Below are 16309 nucleotides of genomic sequence, written 5' to 3'. Positions count from 1 at the left end.
AATGAAAAGAATAATAATATTCCTTCTGATCATCGCAGGCCTCGTGCAATTCGCCTGCAAAAAGAACTCCAGCAGCGGCCCGCCCACGGTCACCGACGTCCGCACCGTAGACCCCGCCAAAAAAGATAGCACCTTTACCCAGGCCCATCCCGGAACGCTGATCGTCATCCAGGGTCACAACCTGGACGGACTGCAGACCGTGTACTTCAATGACACCTCGGCCTACTTCAATCCGGTCTATTCCACCGGCACCACCATCATCCTCTCGGTTCCGTCGTATGCCCAGACCATCGCCACGAAGCCAAATGCACCCAGCACCATCCGCATCGTGACGAATCACGGCTCCACAACCTATAGTTTCACGCTTTATCTCGATCCGCCCGCCATCACCTCGATCTCTCTCGATATCACGGGCACGATCGCAACCATCAGCGGTACCAACCTTGCCGGCATCAAAAAGATCACCTTCCCCGTTGCCGGTGTCGATACCCCGCTGACCTATAAGACAGACTCCGCATTCCAGACGATAACGGCTTCGATCCCCGCGGGTACGGCCTTCACGGATTCCTTACGCGTCTATTGCACCTATGGGGTCGCTTCCTTCCCTTATCCGCCACCCATGGGGATCAGCGCGGCTTCCAACGAGAATGCCATCGCCGGCGATACGATCACGCTCACCGGGATCAATTTCATCGGCATCAAGAACGTTACCTTCCCCGGCGGCATCGCGGCCACCAGCTTTAAGACCATCGATGTCAACCATCTCTCCGCCGTTGTCCCCTCCGGCATCACCGCACCGGGCGCAATTACGATCAACGGTACCCTGGGAACTTCTTCCTCACCGCAGCCCTTCGACAATTATCTTACTCCTGCCTCACCCGGCTATCTCTCGACCTTCGAGAACCAGTGGCCGCAGGTCACGGACAATACCGGCTGGGTTTCCTGGACCGCAGCCGGCGCCGCGACTCCATCCTCCACCTATCCCAACTCGACCGGCAATATGGGCGTCCTGGTCAACGCCGGCGCCATGGCCCCCAATACACCTCCCGTCTCACAAGGCAACCCCAGCGCGCTTCAGCTGAACGATGTGCCCTGGGTGGCCAGTCCCTCTACTTCGGTGAACGGCTACTCCCTCAAATTCGAAATGTATGTTGCCGCGCCCTGGAAGGCCGGCGCACTTTGGATAATGCTGGGGGATTGGTACGTCTGGAAATATTATCTGGCCCGGGTGGCCCCATGGGAAAAGGCTACCGGCGGTGTATACCAGCCCTCCGGCTGGGTGACCGTGACAGTGCCGCTAAACCAGTTCATCAATCCCTCGACGGGCACCGGCACGGTGCTGATCAACGGCAAAGTCAAAAATGCAAAGGATGATGCCAATGAATGGGATTACCAGTCCTTTCCGACCAGCGGAACACCGCCATCCCTATTCTCCGATTTCGGTTCCACGGCGCTGTGTTTCTCCCTGGCCAATGACCAGTCCACCGGGACCGTCCCGGCAAATGGACTGAATCTCGCCATCGACAACGTGCGCATCGTAAAAGGACAATAAACCAACAAATGAAACTGATTGGCACCATACTCGGCCTCGCCCTCGTACTCGGCGGGGCCGCTTGTAAGAAATCCGACAAGTCCGGCGGTTCGAACAACGGCAACGGCAATAAACCTTCGGCAACCGATTCCACCTATAACCCGGTGGATCCCCCCCTTCCGGCAACCGTCGGTTTCTTCGGCAACGCCTGGACGCAGCGCAGCTTCTCCGCACCCGGTGATAATCCCAACAGTCCGTCGCCGCCGGCAACCGCCTCGGACTCGCTTGTCATCGATGTGAACAAGGTGCTGGCGAAAGTGCCGCCCTTTGTCTTCGGCAACAATTCCAATCTCTGGATGGGGCAGATCGTCACCCAGAACAATCTGATGCAGTATATAAAGGACCTGTCCCCGAATATCATCAGGGCCCCCGCCGGCAGTAACAGCGACATCTATTTTTGGAATGGCGCCGACGCAGATCCAAAACCGGCCGATGCCCCCGACAGCCTCCTCGACTACACCGGCAAACGCGGACCCATCAACGCCTGGTATGGGGGCAACACCCAAAGCTGGACGCTCGCACTTGCCAATTACTACAGCCTGCTGGCCCAGACAAATGCCACCGGGATCATCACCGTCAACTACGGCTATGCCCGTTATTCCACGGCCCCAAACCCCGTTGCCGCCGCCGCTCATCTCGCCGCCGACTGGGTACGCTATGACAATGGCCGCACAAAGTTTTGGGAGATCGGCAACGAGACCTATGGCAACTGGGAAGCCGGCTATCTCATCGATCAATCGACAAACCACGACGGCCAGCCCGCGATCGTCACGGGCGCCCTCTACGGTCAGCATGTAAAGGTCTTCGCGGACTCCATGCGGGCCGCTGCCAAAGAGAAAGGTGCGACCATTTACATCGGCGCCACGCTCTATGCTTCCCCGCCGCAGTCCTACGACAACAGCACCACCCAGACCTGGAACCAGGGAGTCTTAAGCAATGCCGCGGGCACCGCCGATTATTTTATCGTCCACGACTACTTCACGGCTTATAACACCAATTCCACGGCGCCAGACATCCTGGCCACGGGTCTTAGCGAGCCCCCCAACGTCATGAATTTCATTAAGCAGCAGTTGCAGGGCGCCGGTGTGGCCAACAAACCCATCGCCATGACCGAATGGAATATCCGGGCTGTCGGCTCCAAACAGAACACCTCCTATATCGCCGGCATCCATGCCGCCCTCACCCTCGGCTCTTTTATAAAGAACCAGTACGGGGAAGCCAGTCGCTGGGATCTCGCCAACGGGTATGACAACGGCGACGACATGGGGATGTTCAACAACGGGGACGAACCGGGCGCTCCGGCCTGGAACCCACGGCCGGCATTCTACTATATGTATTATTTCCAGAAATGTTTTGGCGATCGCATGGTCGCCGACACCCTCTATCGGGCGAACAACGATATCACTACCTGGTCGTCCACCTTTGGTTCGGGCCAGGCCGGAACGGTGATCATCAACACGGGGACGATCAACCATGTGGTGTCCGTCGATTTTCGCCACTTTCCCGCGGGATCGAGATATCATTGGTATATCCTCACCGGCGGAACGGACAACGCACCCTTCTCCAGCCAGGTGGCCGTCAATGGCGCCGGCCCGGCTACCCCGACCGGCGGTCCGCTGAACTATGCATCCATAAAACCCTATGGCGCCGCGCTGAGCGGAACCATAAAACTCGCAGTACCCCCGATGAGTGTTATCTATTTGGTCGCTGATAAAAAATAAATGATCCGTGCAATACTGATATGGCTCCTGATAGCTGTCGCATTATCCTGTAAGCAAACGAATGTTGGGCAGGGATGGCATTTTACTACCCTGCCCGCATCCGTTACCGGCATCCACTTCGCCAATACGATCACCGAAAACGATTCCCTGAATATGTTCGTCAACGAATATACCTATATGGGCGGCGGGGTAGGAGTGGGCGACTTTGACCGGGATGGCCGCCCCGATCTTTTTTTCGCGGGCAACCAGGTCAGCTCACGCTGCTATCTCAACAAAGGCGGATTCAACTTCGAGGACATTACCGATCACGCCGGCCTCGCCACCGCAGTCTGGTGCACCGGCGTCAGCGTCGTCGACATCAATGGCGACGGCTGGCCCGATATCTATGTCTGTGTCTCGGGGAAGGTCCCGGGCAGTAAAAGGAAAAACCTCCTGTTCATCAATCAACATGACCTCACCTTTAAAGAACAGGCCGCCGACTATGGCCTGGCCGACACGGCCTGCTCCACGCAGGCGCTCTTCTTCGACTATGACGGCGATGGCCGCCTGGACATGTATCTCGTAAATCACACCCTCGACGTAGCCCGGCCAAACGATATCCGCGAAGACAGGATCGTCGCAGGCGCCCCGGCCGCCGACAAACTCTATCACAATACAGGCACCCCGGCCGGCCAGACTCACCCGGTGTACACCGATGTCTCCGCCGCCACGGGCATCGTCGACGACGGCAACGGCCTGGGAGTGGTAGCAGGTGACTTCAACGGCGATGGCCTTCCCGACCTTTACGTGACGAATGACTACATCCGCAACGACCTGCTCTGGCTCAACAATGGCAACGGAACCTTCACAAACTGTATCGCCGCCGCGCTCCGCCACCAGTCGTATTCGAGCATGGGCACGGATGCCGGAGATCTCAATAACGACGGGCTCCCCGATATCCTCACCCTCGATATGCAACCCGAGACCGGCCGGCGGAAGAAGATGATGTATTCCTTTCTCACCGAACAGCGTCACCAGCTGGAAATGGACAAAGGCTATGAACCTCAGTATGTCCACAATATGCTCCAGCTCAACAACGGCACGCGAAAGCCGGGACCTGCCGCAATCGGCCCGGCCAATGGTCAGCCATTATCCGCCGGCCGGGCGATCCCCTATTTCAGCGAGATAGCGGAAATGGCGGGCATCGCCGAAACCGACTGGTCCTGGAGCGTTCTTCTCGCCGATCTCGACAACGACGGCTGGAAAGATGTCTTCATCACCAACGGCCTCGGCCGGGACCCCACCAACATCGATTTCCTGGAATATGCCCACAACACCGTTCTCTCCACGGGCATCCCCGAATCCGATGAGGGCCAGCGCCGGAAATTCATTGACCGGCTCACCGCGCAGGGGCCGCTTGCATTACACAGTTATCTCTATCACAACAACAGACAACTGGGCTTTGACGACCTCTCCACGGAAGCGGGGATCACCGAGCGATCCATCTCCAACGGCGCAGCCTATGTCGATCTGGATAACGACGGCGACCTCGACCTCGTCGTCAACAACATCAACGGCGAGGCCTTTGTCAGGCGCAATGAGGCAAAAAAGGCCCACTGGCTCACACTGCGCCTGCAAGGTGACGGGAACAACCGGGACGGGATCGGTGCCCTGGTGAAAGCCTACGACCATGACACCACCCAGTCCGGCGAACAATTCCCGGTACGCGGATATCTATCGACAATGGACAACCGCCTGCACTTCGGCTTCGGCGACGGCCGGCCGGATTCCCTCGTCATCCGCTGGCCAAATAATAAGATGCAGACCCTGCTCCACCCAGCCATCGACACCGTACTGACATTAAAACAATCCGACGCACTCGTCGACGATCCCGCCGCCGAACCGCCCCCGCCGCTCTTCCGGGAGATTACCCAACAGGAACAGATCGACTTCCGTCATAAGGAAACAATGTTCTTCGACTACCAGTTCCAGCCCCTGCTTCCGCAAAAATATTCCCAGGAAGGCCCTTTCATCAGCATCGCCGATATCGACAGGGATGGCCGGGAAGATTTTTTTGTCGGCGGCGCCTTCCGGCAGTCCGGCAGGATCTTCCACCAAAATCCCAACGGTTCTTTTACCGGCAAAGACCTTGTCGGCGGACCAAAATACGAGGAAGACATGCAAAGCGTCTGGTTCGATGCCGACGGCGACGGCTATCCCGATCTCCTCGTAGTCGGCGGCAGCAGTGAGTTCGAAGACGGCTCCGCCTATTACCGCCCCCGCCTTTATCACAACGATGGAAAAGGAAATCTTCGCCTCGACAGCGCCGCATTCCCGCCCCAGATCCGAACGCTGGCAAAGTCGGTTGCCGTAGCCGATCTCGACGGGGACGGCGATCCCGATATCTTCATCGGCGGCCGGCTCGCCCTCGGCGCCTGGCCCCGGTCGCCGCGATCTTATCTCCTGCGGAACGATCATGGGCACTTCACCGACGTGACGGACGCCGTCTGCCCGGCCCTGCGATCTCCCGGCATGATCAATTCTGCCGTCGTCGCCGACATCGACGGCGACGGGAAGCCAGATCTCCTCCTCGCCGGTGACTGGATGCCGGTCCGCATCTTTCGGAACACCGGTTCGACGCTTGAGGAGATTACGCAGCAGTCGGGGCTCGACCGGTATTCCGGCTTCTGGCGCAGTCTCCTCATCACGGATATCGACCACGACGGCCACCCGGATATCGTGGCCGGTAATCTCGGGCTCAACAATCCCTGGCACATCGATACAACCCGGCCGGCCGAACTGGTGGCAAAGGACTTCGACGGCAACGGAACGATCGACCCGGTGTTCTGCTATTATTTAAAAGATGACGACGGGAAGTATGTACTCTCCGCCGGTATATCCCGCGATGCCTGGGCCTGGCAAATGCCCTCCATCAAAAAAAGATATGAGACCAATGAGGCTTATGCCAAAGCGCCCGCGAACGAACTGCTGACACCGGAAATGCGATCGGGTTCCCTCATCCTTCAATGTAACGAAACCCGCAGCGGTTGGTTCTCCAACGACGGCAAGGGTGGCTTCCACTTTCATCCCTTTCCCCGGACGGCGCAACTGGCGCCCGTCAACGCAATGGTCGCCACCGATGTCGATGGCGACGGCATCGCCGATCTCATCCTGGCCGGCAATGAATACCAGGGCGCGGTTATGCCCGGCCGCTATGACGCATCCTACGGACTCCTGTTGAAGGGTGATGGCCATGGAGGCTGGACCCCCGTGCCGCCCGCTGTAAGCGGACTCCTTCTCGACGGGGATGTAAAAGATCTGAAGCTGATTCGCACCGGCAATCACCATATCCTACTCACCGCCGTCAACGATCAACCGGTAAAAGCCTACCAACTGAACAAAATTACCCTGCCATGAACAAGATCCTTGTCTTACTCGGCCTATGCTGCCTCCTCAATGCCAATCATCCGCATCCCGCTGTCCCCGCGGCCGGCGCCCACCCGCACCCCGCCGCCGCGCCGACCATCGGCTTCTTCCTCGACGACTGGAGCGAAAAAAAATTTCTCCCACCCACGACACAGGAAAGCGAAAGGTCCGCGATCACAAAACAGACCCCCGTTCTCACGATCGACCCCGACAGCACCATCACGCTGATCCCGCCCGGCGAATTCGGCCATAATATCAATACCTGGATGGGATCCATGGTCAGCCAGCGGATGTTCATGACCAATCTCCGCAACCTCCAGCCCCATGTCATCCGGTGGCCAGCCGGCAGTGGCAGCGATGCCTATTTCTGGAATGCCGGTCCGTTCAATCTCCCGGCTGACATTCCAAAACAGATCGTCAATAAAGATGGGAAAAAGGAAACGCCGATCTATTTCTACGGCCGCCCCCTCAACGGTTTTGCCACATTGGATGAGTATTACAAGATGTTAATGGAGACCGGCAATGAGGGACTCATCACCGTCAACTATGGCTATGCCCGTTACGGCACAAGCGCCGAACCGGTGGCTACCGCCGCCCATCTGGCCGCCGACTGGGTACGCTATGATCATGGCCGCACCCGCTATTGGGAGATCGGCAACGAGAACAACGGCACCTGGGAATACGGCTATCGCATCGACACAACGGATGCTCACTGGAACGGGCAGCCCAAATTGCTCAGCGGCGCACTCTACGGGAAACATTTTCGCGTCTTCGCCGACTCGATGCGCAAAGCCGCTGCCGAAACGGGTTCCTCAATTTATATCGGGGCCGTCACCGTGGAAGGTCCCCCGCATCCCTGGGATCTTCCCATCACCCGAAACTGGAACGCCGGCATGATGCCTGGTACCCGCGACTGCGCCGATTACTACGTCGTCCACAATTACTTCACGCCCTATAACAAGAATTCCACCGCCGCGGAAATTCTCAATGCCGCGGTCACGATCCCCGGCGAGCAGATGCGCTATGTGACCCAATCGCTGCACGATAACGGTGTCCCGATAAAACCCGTTGCGATGGATGAATGGAACATGTTCGCCAGGGGGAACAAACAGCAGGTGTCCAACACGAGCGGGCTCTTCTCCGTCCTCGTGATGGGGGAAACGCTGCGCAACAAATATGGCCTCGCCGCCCGCTGGGACCTCATCAACGGCTGGGATGGCGGCAATGACCACGGGCTCTTCAGCGCCGGCGACGAACCTGGTGTAACCCGTTTTTCCCCGCGGCCCTCGTTTTATTATCTCTACTATCTGCAGCGATTCATGGGCGATCATCTGCTCAACTCAACGCTTAGTGGCGATACCACCATCAAGGCCTATGCCTCCGGGTTCTCCTCTGGAGAGGTCGGCGCCGCTCTCGTCAATCCCGGTACGACCCCGACGACCATCCGCCTCGACATCCGCCACTTTCGACCCGGCAAAAACTTCTACTGGTATACCCTAGCGGGCGATAGCCCCGACGAGTTTCCGCGCAGAGTCCTCGTCAATGGCCAGACGACCACCGCCCCCGGCGGCGGCCCCGCCGACTATGCGACAATTCCCGCATTTACGGCTACAACGGCGAAAGGCATCTGCATCACCGTACCCGCCCGTGGCGCAGTATTTCTGGTGGTGGGAAAATAATCCGCCTATTCCACTACGATATCATACTTTCCGAGCAACCCCCGCACGCCTTCCAGCGAAAACCTGGCCTTTTTCAGCCGGTTCCGCTCCGGGTCGATCGAGTAGTGGAAGGCGGTCCTCAGATCCGCTTTCTCCAACACCGTATTCTCAAAGGCCGCATCCGAAAGATCGCATGCGTCAAATACCGCCTGACTCAGATCGCAACCCGAAAAATCTACCTGTCTCAACTGGCAGCGGACAAAGGCCGTCTTTTTCATCTTCATCTGGTAAAAGAAACTATGATCCACGATACAATCAGTGAACCGGCAGGAGAAGCCAAACGCCGAAGCCTGATCGAACCTTACACCCAGGATCTTGCATTCACCAAACTGTACATCCCGAAACACCGTCGCAGACACCGCTGCCATCGACAGGTTGCAGCCGGTGAACCGACAATCGACAAAGATGATCTCGGAAAGATTGACGGAAGAGAGATCGCAGTGGCTGAAAATGCAATGATCATAAGTGCCCTTGGCCGGCGGTTTTATTGTAAAATCGATGGTATCAAAAGTTTGATCTTCAACAAAAGCATCCATAATCGGAAGATAACGTATATTTAAATAAAAACACGATGCCCCCTTCGAGAAAAGACCTGGAGAGCCCGATGGGCGGCCTGTTCCTTATGATGATCTTCACCACCATCTGGACCGTCATCGCCGAGGTGGCATTGGAAGGCAAAGACTACGGGCTTATCGGCGGCTTCTTCCTGCTCATTCTCCTCTACTTCCTGGCCCACTATGTAAAATTTTATCGCGTCAATCAAACATTGCCCAAATCCGCCGATTCAACGGAATCCGCGGAGGATCGCAAACGTGCACGCCAGTTTCTATATATCTTCGGCACCGAAGGCCTCGCCATCCTCGTCGTAAAAAACGTGCTGGTCAATACGAACCTCGATTACCTCTTCATCCCCTGCCTGGCCCTCATCATCGGGTTGCACTTCTTTCCCCTGGCCACCATTTTCAAACGACGGTTCGACTATTACGTCGGCGGATGGACGACACTCGTCGGTCTTGTCGGTCTGGCCCTCATCGTGGAAAAGATGATCCCACCTAACAACGCCATCGCCATCGTCGCCATCGGCTGCGCGCTCGCGACAGCGGCTAACGGGGTCCGCGCCGTCATCAACGGCAACCGCATCCTCGGCAGAAGCTACCTGGACTGATGACCACCGGAAATCCCTAACCAGCATTCCATTGGATCTAAATGTCTAAATCCATGAACATCAGGTGTGAAAGCGACATTAAAGCGGGGTGATCCCGCCATTTTATACTAATTATTTTAGTAATTCAGGACAGATTCCCGTAACTTTAGGATGCTTTCCCGGTATGGGCGATTCGGGAGGTGCACTCAGGCGTGTTCGCTATAACCAGGAAAGATCGGGATATAAAATAGGACTAACTGGGATAAAGTTTAGGAATATCCGGGGTAGTAAATAGGAAAAAACAGGATACTTACTATTTGGAACATCTATAAATCCTTTCTTTGATTATGCGGACGCGGGACTCTCGTTATCGGATCATTAAACCTTTGCTGAATGAAGGCCAGATACAATCCTTCCTGGATATCTTCGAATATATCCCAAAATCGGTAGTAGCGTCAAACGACAAAGCAAAAAACTAAAGACCTGACTGTTGCCTGATCGACCATAACCATCGCCGTTTCGGCGCCTTATCCCTTCCAGCCAAACCCAAACAACTATCGCAAACCGTCTCCTGGAGACGGTTTTTTCATTTCCATTCTACCCAAATTCCCTGAAGGCAGATCACATGTAAGCGATTGTATTTGAACAAAGCCGTTGCTTTTTGCACACTAAGTGTTTTTCTTACACTATGGGAACATCCGTTTTTGTCCCTGTTCCGTAACTTTTACGGAAAACTGATCCCTGAGGCCATTGCCCCTCACCTTGATAACAGTCCAATTTCTACCGCTATGATCCCTTCTCAAAAAGACATAGATGGCGCCTATGCCGCCAAGATCTATTTAGACTATCACCCCTTCCGCCAGGTCTCGATCTCCCTGTTGGTCGAATATACCGGTCTCCCCGAAGTTAGATTAAAGGAAGCCTTTTTTTATCAATTCCAGGTCTCGCTGGAGCATTATACCCAACGTCTGCTAGCCCGCAACTAACCGCTCACCGGTTCCGCGGATTCACCACATAACGATGCAGTCCGGAACCGATCGCAACCCGGTAAACCCCTTCCTTCCAACCGGCTTTATTCAATTTCTTCCCATCCGCGGTTACCGTATCACCGGATTTCGCCGGCACATCCACCTCCGCCCGCGTATTCGGTGGAATGACAACGGTCCAGTTAAATACCCCGTCTTTCTTCGTCCAGGTCGACCCGATCCGTCCCCGGATCGTTCGCACCCCCGCATGCACATATCGGATGTCACCGACAGGCGCAGGGCGCAGCACCAGCTTATCCATCCCGTATGCATCATCCGCAGGATTGATCCCGCCCAGCCCCCGATAGAACCACTCGCTCACCGATCCGAACATCGGATGATTCCAGCTGTTCTGATCCGTTAGCCCCCAGGACTCGATCAGCGTGGTGGCTCCATGATCCCGCATATAGGCGTAGCCGGGAAAATCCCGCTGGCTCACGATCCGGTAAGCAAGGTCATTCCGCCCGAAACGTCGCAGCACATCGAACAACATCTTCGTTCCAAAAATGCCGGTCGACAAATGTCCGTTCTCAACCCCATCGATCAGCCGGACCAACTCCGCAAAACTTTTCCCGGGATCTTTCGCCAGTCCCCACCACAACGGAAAGACCTGTGTTGTCTGGTTGGCCGACGTATCATACCGCGCTCCATCACTTTGAAGATAGCGACCGTTAAAAGCAGCCCCGATGCTGTCCGCCAATGCCGCCCATCGCCGCTCGTCCGCGGTCTTCCCCAGCAATCCCGCCAGCTGCGATAACAGCTTTACATGACCATAATAAAACGCCCCACTGGTCACCGGCACATGCTTGGGATTGACGGCCTCGTGATCCCCGATCCCGGGATCGATCAATCCCTCCTTTGCCTGGCTATGCAGGAATTCAACAAGCCGAACCGATTTTCCATACTGCTCTTCGACAACCCGCTTGTTCCCATAAAATCGATACAGTTCCCGCTGCAAAAAAGGGAAGGCCAACTGCCAGCCGATAGGTCCCGTGCCGCCGCCAAAACCTTCATCGGCGATGCCGTTGTACGGCGCACATTCCGTCATCCCCCCATTGGGTCGCGCCGCATCGGCAAAATCGCCCAGCGTCTTCGCATAAAACCCCGTCATGTCATAGTTGTAAAGAAAGGCATCCGCCGTCGCGACGATATCTCCGCCATATCCCTGTTTCTCCCTTCCCGGACAATCCGATTGAACGCCAAACAGGTTACTCAGAAACGTATTTTTCACCATCTGCTGAATGGCATTGAGCAGTGTGTCGCTGCTTTGGAAGTCCCCAACCTCCGCCACATCGGTATTGAGCCCCAGTCCCACGAGGTCGGTCTTCGCCGGCCGTTTGTCAAGCCCGGTGATCTCGACATACCGGAACCCATGAAAAGTAAAATGCGGTTGAAAGAGGTCGGTGCTGTCTCCCCGGCAGATATAGCTGTCTTCCTGATAGGCCGTCGGTGGCGCGCCCGGTCCGCCATTGACATGCCACATCTCTTTGATCTGCCCCGCCACCGTGGTCAGTCCGTTGACCCGGCCGTTCGCCTGCAGGATCTCGCCATACCGGAAATGAACTTCCTGTCCCGCACGCCCCCGCAGCCGCATCCGGATCCAGCCCGCGAAATTCTGTCCAAGGTCGAGGACGTATACCCGCGGCTCCGGCTCGCTGATCCCCTGGACCGAAAACCTGCGCTTTATCCGGATCGGCGGCATCATCGACGCGACCAATCTTCCGCCGGGCGCATCAGTCACAGCCGCCGCCTTCCAGTTCCCGGGTTCCCTCCGGCCGTCGATCTTCTCCCCCAGAAAAACACTGTTGCGCAGGATCGAACTTTCCCCCGCCTGCCAGCGCTCATCGCTGGCGATGGTTTCGACACTCCCATCGGTATAGACGATACGCAGATCAGCCAGCACCTTCGGCTTCCCGACTGTCAGCGCTTCACGCAGATTGAGCCGGCCCCAGAGCCGTAAGGGCAGGGGATTGTACCAGCCGTTGCCAAGCAATACGCCGATCGCGTTTGAACCTGCATGTAATAGTCCACCAACATCATATACGCTGTAATAGACCGTATGGCTGTAGTCCGTCCACGCGGGATCGAGCACCGCATCGCCCACATTCCGGCCATTGATCGACGGCTCATTGTACCCAAGCCCGCTGATATAGAGCCGGGCGCTGCGAACCTTCTTTGTTACCGCAAACGTCCGGCGAAACAACGGCGCCGGGGCGTCCTTGTAATAATCCTCATCCGTTGCCGGGAGCGGCTTAGTCTCGCTGATCCACTTCCCCCGCCAATTCGTGCTATCCATCATCCCCGTCTCAAACCAGGCGATCTTACTCCAACCCTTCGTTCGGCCATGCTGATCCCAGACCATCACCTTCCAGTAATACCGGGTAAAAGGTTGGAGCGGCGTTCCTCCCGGCACGATATTGATGTTCTCGCTGTCGGGGACCTTGCGGCTATCCCAGCAATCGCCGCGATCGGCTTCCAGCGCCTTGCCGGTACTGGCGATCAGGATGCGATAGGCCGATTGGTACTGATCCTGCTCCCGGCTGAAAAGACCCCACGCCAGCCGCGGATGTGCTTCATCGATGCCCAACGGATCCTCCCGGTACTCACAGGATAAATTCAAGGGCTGCAAATCCTGCCCGCTAACGAGAAAGGGCAACCCCAGCGCCAGAACCAAATAAATGTATTTTTGCATAATGCCAATTAGACTCCAAATATACTGGTTCGCCCTATTCCTCCTGCCGGCGGCTGGTATCGCTCAGTCAATCCCCGCAAGGGCCAAAGCCGCGCCAACCTGGACCCATGGCCGCCTTCGCGTCACCCCCGACGGCCACTATCTCCAGTACACCGACGGCACCCCCTTCTTCTGGCTCGGTGACACGGGCTGGGAACTCTTCCACCGGCTCACCCTCGAAGAGATCAGAACCTATCTCGACGACCGTGCCGCAAAAGGCTTCACCGTCATCCAGGCCGTAGCCCTTGCGGAATTCGACGGCCTGCGCCGCCCCAATCGCTATGGTGATCTGCCGCTGCATCATCTCGATCCCACCCAACCCGACGAGCATTATTTTTCCATCGTCGACAGTACGGTGAAAATGGCGCAAAGCCGCGGCCTGTTCATCGGCTTGCTCCCCACCTGGGGCGACAAGGTGACAAAAGCCTGGGGCGAAGGCCCCGTCATCTTCGACAGCACCAACGCCTATACCTATGGCCGATGGCTCGGCAACAGATACAAAGACGCTCCCAATATCATCTGGATTCTTGGCGGTGACCGCCCCGCCCTGACAAAAGACGGCGACTGGCGCCCCATCTGGCGCCGGATGGCCGCCGGCATCATCGCCGCCACCGGGCATCGATGCCTGATCACCTATCATCCCGGCGGCGGCCCCAATTCCACATCGCAATGGATCCACAACGAGCCATGGCTTGACCTCAACATGTTCCAATCCGGCCACGGCAGCGGCCACGACACCCCCTGCTGGCAACTCGTCACCCGCGACCGCGCCCTGAGTCCTGCAAAACCGACCCTTGACGCGGAACCAAACTATGAAGATCACCCCGTCAACCCCTGGCCGAAATGGAATCCTGAAAATGGCCGCTTTAATGACTACGATGTTCGCAAACAGCTGTATCGATCGGTCTTTGCCGGCGCCTGCGGTGTCACGTATGGTCACCACGCCGTCTGGCAGTTTATGAGCGCCCGCGAAGAAGCGATCAACTACCCCGATCGCGGTTGGCTCAACGCCTTGCAGCGTCCCGGCGCGACCCAGGCCGGCTATCTTCGCAGACTGATAGAATCCCGCCCTCCGTTGGAGCGGCTACCGGATACTGCCCTGATCATGGACGGCCAGGGTATCGGCGGCGAACATGCCGAAGCCTTCACCGGCGCCGCCGGCGACTATGCGATGATCTATTTGCCTGTTGGGAAACCGGTTGTCATCAACCCTGCACACCTCCGCGCCAGGAACCTGGTCGCGTGGTGGTTCAACCCCCGCGATGCGACTGCGCAAAAGATCGGCGCCTTCTCCGCCGGCAAGCCGCTTTCGCTTACCCCGCCATCCCAGGGTGCCGGCAATGACTGGGTCCTCGTTCTCGACGATGCCGGCCACGCCTATCCGCCGCCTGCTACCTCGCCGCCAGCTGCCCGCGATGCTCCGCGGCAGATCCCTTCTTCCACTCTTGCCGCACCTCCGCATTCGGCCCCCGCATCAAAATGATATAACTGCGGTATTCCGCGGAATACGGATGCGTCACACTATCCAGGAGGGTGGCGCTGGCAAATTTCTTCATATCCCCGCAGTCCGTCGCCGTCACGATAAACACATCCCGATCGTAGTAAGCAGCAGGCGTCCACAAGGCATAATCCGCCCCGCGGCTCATCACCGGCGGCAAAGAATATTTCGGCCCATAGTAATCAAGGGCTCCGCCTTCCCCATAGTTTTCGCCGCTGTTCAGCAAAACCCTGGTCTTATCAAGGCTGTCCAGGGACTCATACGCCCTGGCCGCCTTTAACGCCATCTCTTCCCAACCCAGCATCTCCGCGAATCGCTGCGGCAGTGCATGATCCCGCCGGTCCGGCCAGGACAGAAAGCCAAGTCGCCGGAAAACCGGATTCCACGAATAATACGCCGCAAGTTCCTTCGGCGGCATCATCGGCAGAAAAACGGTATCCATCACAAAGCCCGTCAGCACGGTAAATCCCAATAAGCCATATCTCCAGACCTTTCGCTCAAAACGCAACGCCCGCTCGAGTGCCACCGCCCCAAAACAAAAAAGGACAGGGTAGAGGCCCATCGCCCGATCGCTGTTCTCCCTCAGGAGCACAAGTGTTGCCGTCATCCCCAGCACCGTCCAACCCGCGAAACGGTATTCTCTTCCGGCTTCGGTCCAGGCCACCCAGAACAATCCCGATACCCAAATAAAAAGCGACGGCAGATTAAAGGTCAGCTGATCCCGGAAAAAGTCCAGCACAAAATCAAGATCCGGCCGGTTCCATTCCCTGATCGCGGGCCAGCCATGCATCGTCTGCCAGAGGATATTCGGCAAAAAAAGCAGCAGCCCCAGCAAAAATGCAAGATAGAAATGCCGGTTTCGAAACAATTGCCGTCCGGGAGTCAGGAGCAACCCGATGAGCAGCCAGCCAGTAAAAAGCAAATGGGAATACTGGCTGAGCATCCCCAGCCCAAACCCAAGGCCCATCAGGTAGAGCCCACGCGTCCGGCCAGAGCGGAGATAGCGTACAAGCCCGTAGATCATCAGCGTCTGGAAATAAACCCCGAGGAAGCCCGGCGCCAGCAGGAAATGCAGCTGTAAAAAGTATCCGCCGATGAAGGGCAGAAAGCCCAGCAACAGCGCAAAACGGCCGCCGCCAAGCAAAAGGATCATCCGCCCCACAAGGATATAGGTCATCGCCCCAAACAGCGCGGGCCAGAATTTGATCCAGAAAAATCCGGCGCCCAGCATATCGGAGAACCAGCTCAGCAGCGACAACAGCGGCGGCGCCTCTACATAGCCCCAGGAAAGATGCCGGCCCTCGGCAAGATAAAGAAATTCATCCCGGTGCGGCTCGTACACCGGATGCTGTAGGAGGAAGGGTAAAACAAACTTCGCCAATGCGAGCGCATAGACCAACCACAGAATGCCCGGACGTTGTGAGGAGGAAGAGACCGGACGGAGAGCGGATGATGGCATGAAACCCGATTTAGCCT

General features: G+C 57.0%; 10 protein-coding genes. 7 read left to right on the top strand and 3 right to left on the bottom strand.

Annotation, left to right across the window (positions count from 1 at the left end):
* The first annotated feature begins 1 nt into the window (after position 1).
* From VGM48_RS17815 to VGM48_RS17800, 4 genes are read left to right on the top strand one after another with little or no spacing between them, the layout of a single operon-like run.
* Positions 2 to 1552, top strand: a complete 1551-nt coding sequence (locus tag VGM48_RS17815; protein ID WP_331581608.1) for a glycan-binding surface protein — start codon at positions 2 to 4, stop codon at positions 1550 to 1552.
* Between the two features lie 8 nt (positions 1553 to 1560).
* A complete protein-coding gene (locus tag VGM48_RS17810; RefSeq protein WP_331581606.1) occupies positions 1561 to 3312 on the top strand; it encodes an alpha-L-arabinofuranosidase in 1752 nt (583 codons plus the stop codon).
* Entirely contained in the window at positions 3313 to 6708 is a 3396-nt protein-coding gene (locus VGM48_RS17805; RefSeq protein WP_331581604.1) for a VCBS repeat-containing protein, read from the top strand.
* Positions 6705 to 8396 (top strand): alpha-L-arabinofuranosidase, encoded by a 1692-nt coding sequence (locus tag VGM48_RS17800; protein WP_331581601.1) that lies wholly within the window; start codon positions 6705 to 6707, stop codon positions 8394 to 8396. The genes VGM48_RS17805 and VGM48_RS17800 overlap by 4 nt, the downstream gene beginning before the upstream one ends.
* A gap of 5 nt (positions 8397 to 8401) precedes the next feature.
* On the opposite strand, the gene VGM48_RS17795 is transcribed toward VGM48_RS17800, so the two are convergent.
* Positions 8402 to 8971, bottom strand: coding sequence for a pentapeptide repeat-containing protein (locus VGM48_RS17795; protein ID WP_331581599.1), 570 nt, complete (start codon positions 8969 to 8971; stop codon positions 8402 to 8404).
* 35 nt (positions 8972 to 9006) lie between these two features.
* Between VGM48_RS17795 and VGM48_RS17790 the strand changes: the two genes are divergently transcribed.
* Together VGM48_RS17790 and VGM48_RS17785 are read left to right on the top strand one after the other, a co-directional pair.
* A complete protein-coding gene (locus tag VGM48_RS17790) occupies positions 9007 to 9600 on the top strand; it encodes a hypothetical protein (RefSeq protein WP_331581596.1) in 594 nt (197 codons plus the stop codon).
* 767 nt (positions 9601 to 10367) lie between these two features.
* Positions 10368 to 10565 (top strand): hypothetical protein, encoded by a 198-nt coding sequence (locus VGM48_RS17785; protein ID WP_331581594.1) that lies wholly within the window; start codon positions 10368 to 10370, stop codon positions 10563 to 10565.
* 4 nt (positions 10566 to 10569) lie between these two features.
* Here the strand turns inward: VGM48_RS17785 and VGM48_RS17780 are convergent, their stop codons facing one another.
* Positions 10570 to 13296 (bottom strand): family 78 glycoside hydrolase catalytic domain, encoded by a 2727-nt coding sequence (locus tag VGM48_RS17780; RefSeq protein WP_331581592.1) that lies wholly within the window; start codon positions 13294 to 13296, stop codon positions 10570 to 10572.
* Position 13297: 1 nt separating this feature from the next.
* Here VGM48_RS17780 and VGM48_RS17775 point away from each other — a divergent pair, with 1 nt between their 5' ends.
* A complete protein-coding gene (locus tag VGM48_RS17775; RefSeq protein ID WP_331581590.1) occupies positions 13298 to 14818 on the top strand; it encodes a glycoside hydrolase family 140 protein in 1521 nt (506 codons plus the stop codon).
* Here VGM48_RS17775 and VGM48_RS17770 read toward each other — a convergent pair.
* Positions 14727 to 16292 (bottom strand): glycosyltransferase family 39 protein, encoded by a 1566-nt coding sequence (locus tag VGM48_RS17770; protein WP_331581588.1) that lies wholly within the window; start codon positions 16290 to 16292, stop codon positions 14727 to 14729. The two genes, VGM48_RS17775 and VGM48_RS17770, sit on opposite strands and share 92 nt — an antisense overlap.
* Positions 16293 to 16309 lie beyond the last annotated feature (17 nt).

It is taken from the genome of Puia sp. (assembly GCF_036500295.1).
GTDB lineage: Bacteria > Bacteroidota > Bacteroidia > Chitinophagales > Chitinophagaceae > Puia.
The sequence above is the reverse complement of the archived record's forward strand: the minus strand, read 5'-3'. Positions and strand labels throughout refer to the sequence as shown.

Coding starts and splice junctions, on each gene's coding strand:
- VGM48_RS17780 (WP_331581592.1), bottom strand. CDS start 13,296: ATGCAAAAATACATTTATTTGGTTCTGGCGCTGGGGTTGCCCTTTCTC.
- VGM48_RS17770 (WP_331581588.1), bottom strand. CDS start 16,292: ATGCCATCATCCGCTCTCCGTCCGGTCTCTTCCTCCTCACAACGTCCG.
- VGM48_RS17775 (WP_331581590.1), top strand. CDS start 13,298: ATGCCAATTAGACTCCAAATATACTGGTTCGCCCTATTCCTCCTGCCG.
- VGM48_RS17800 (WP_331581601.1), top strand. CDS start 6,705: ATGAACAAGATCCTTGTCTTACTCGGCCTATGCTGCCTCCTCAATGCC.
- VGM48_RS17815 (WP_331581608.1), top strand. CDS start 2: ATGAAAAGAATAATAATATTCCTTCTGATCATCGCAGGCCTCGTGCAA.
- VGM48_RS17795 (WP_331581599.1), bottom strand. CDS start 8,971: ATGGATGCTTTTGTTGAAGATCAAACTTTTGATACCATCGATTTTACA.
- VGM48_RS17810 (WP_331581606.1), top strand. CDS start 1,561: ATGAAACTGATTGGCACCATACTCGGCCTCGCCCTCGTACTCGGCGGG.
- VGM48_RS17785 (WP_331581594.1), top strand. CDS start 10,368: ATGATCCCTTCTCAAAAAGACATAGATGGCGCCTATGCCGCCAAGATC.
- VGM48_RS17805 (WP_331581604.1), top strand. CDS start 3,313: ATGATCCGTGCAATACTGATATGGCTCCTGATAGCTGTCGCATTATCC.
- VGM48_RS17790 (WP_331581596.1), top strand. CDS start 9,007: ATGCCCCCTTCGAGAAAAGACCTGGAGAGCCCGATGGGCGGCCTGTTC.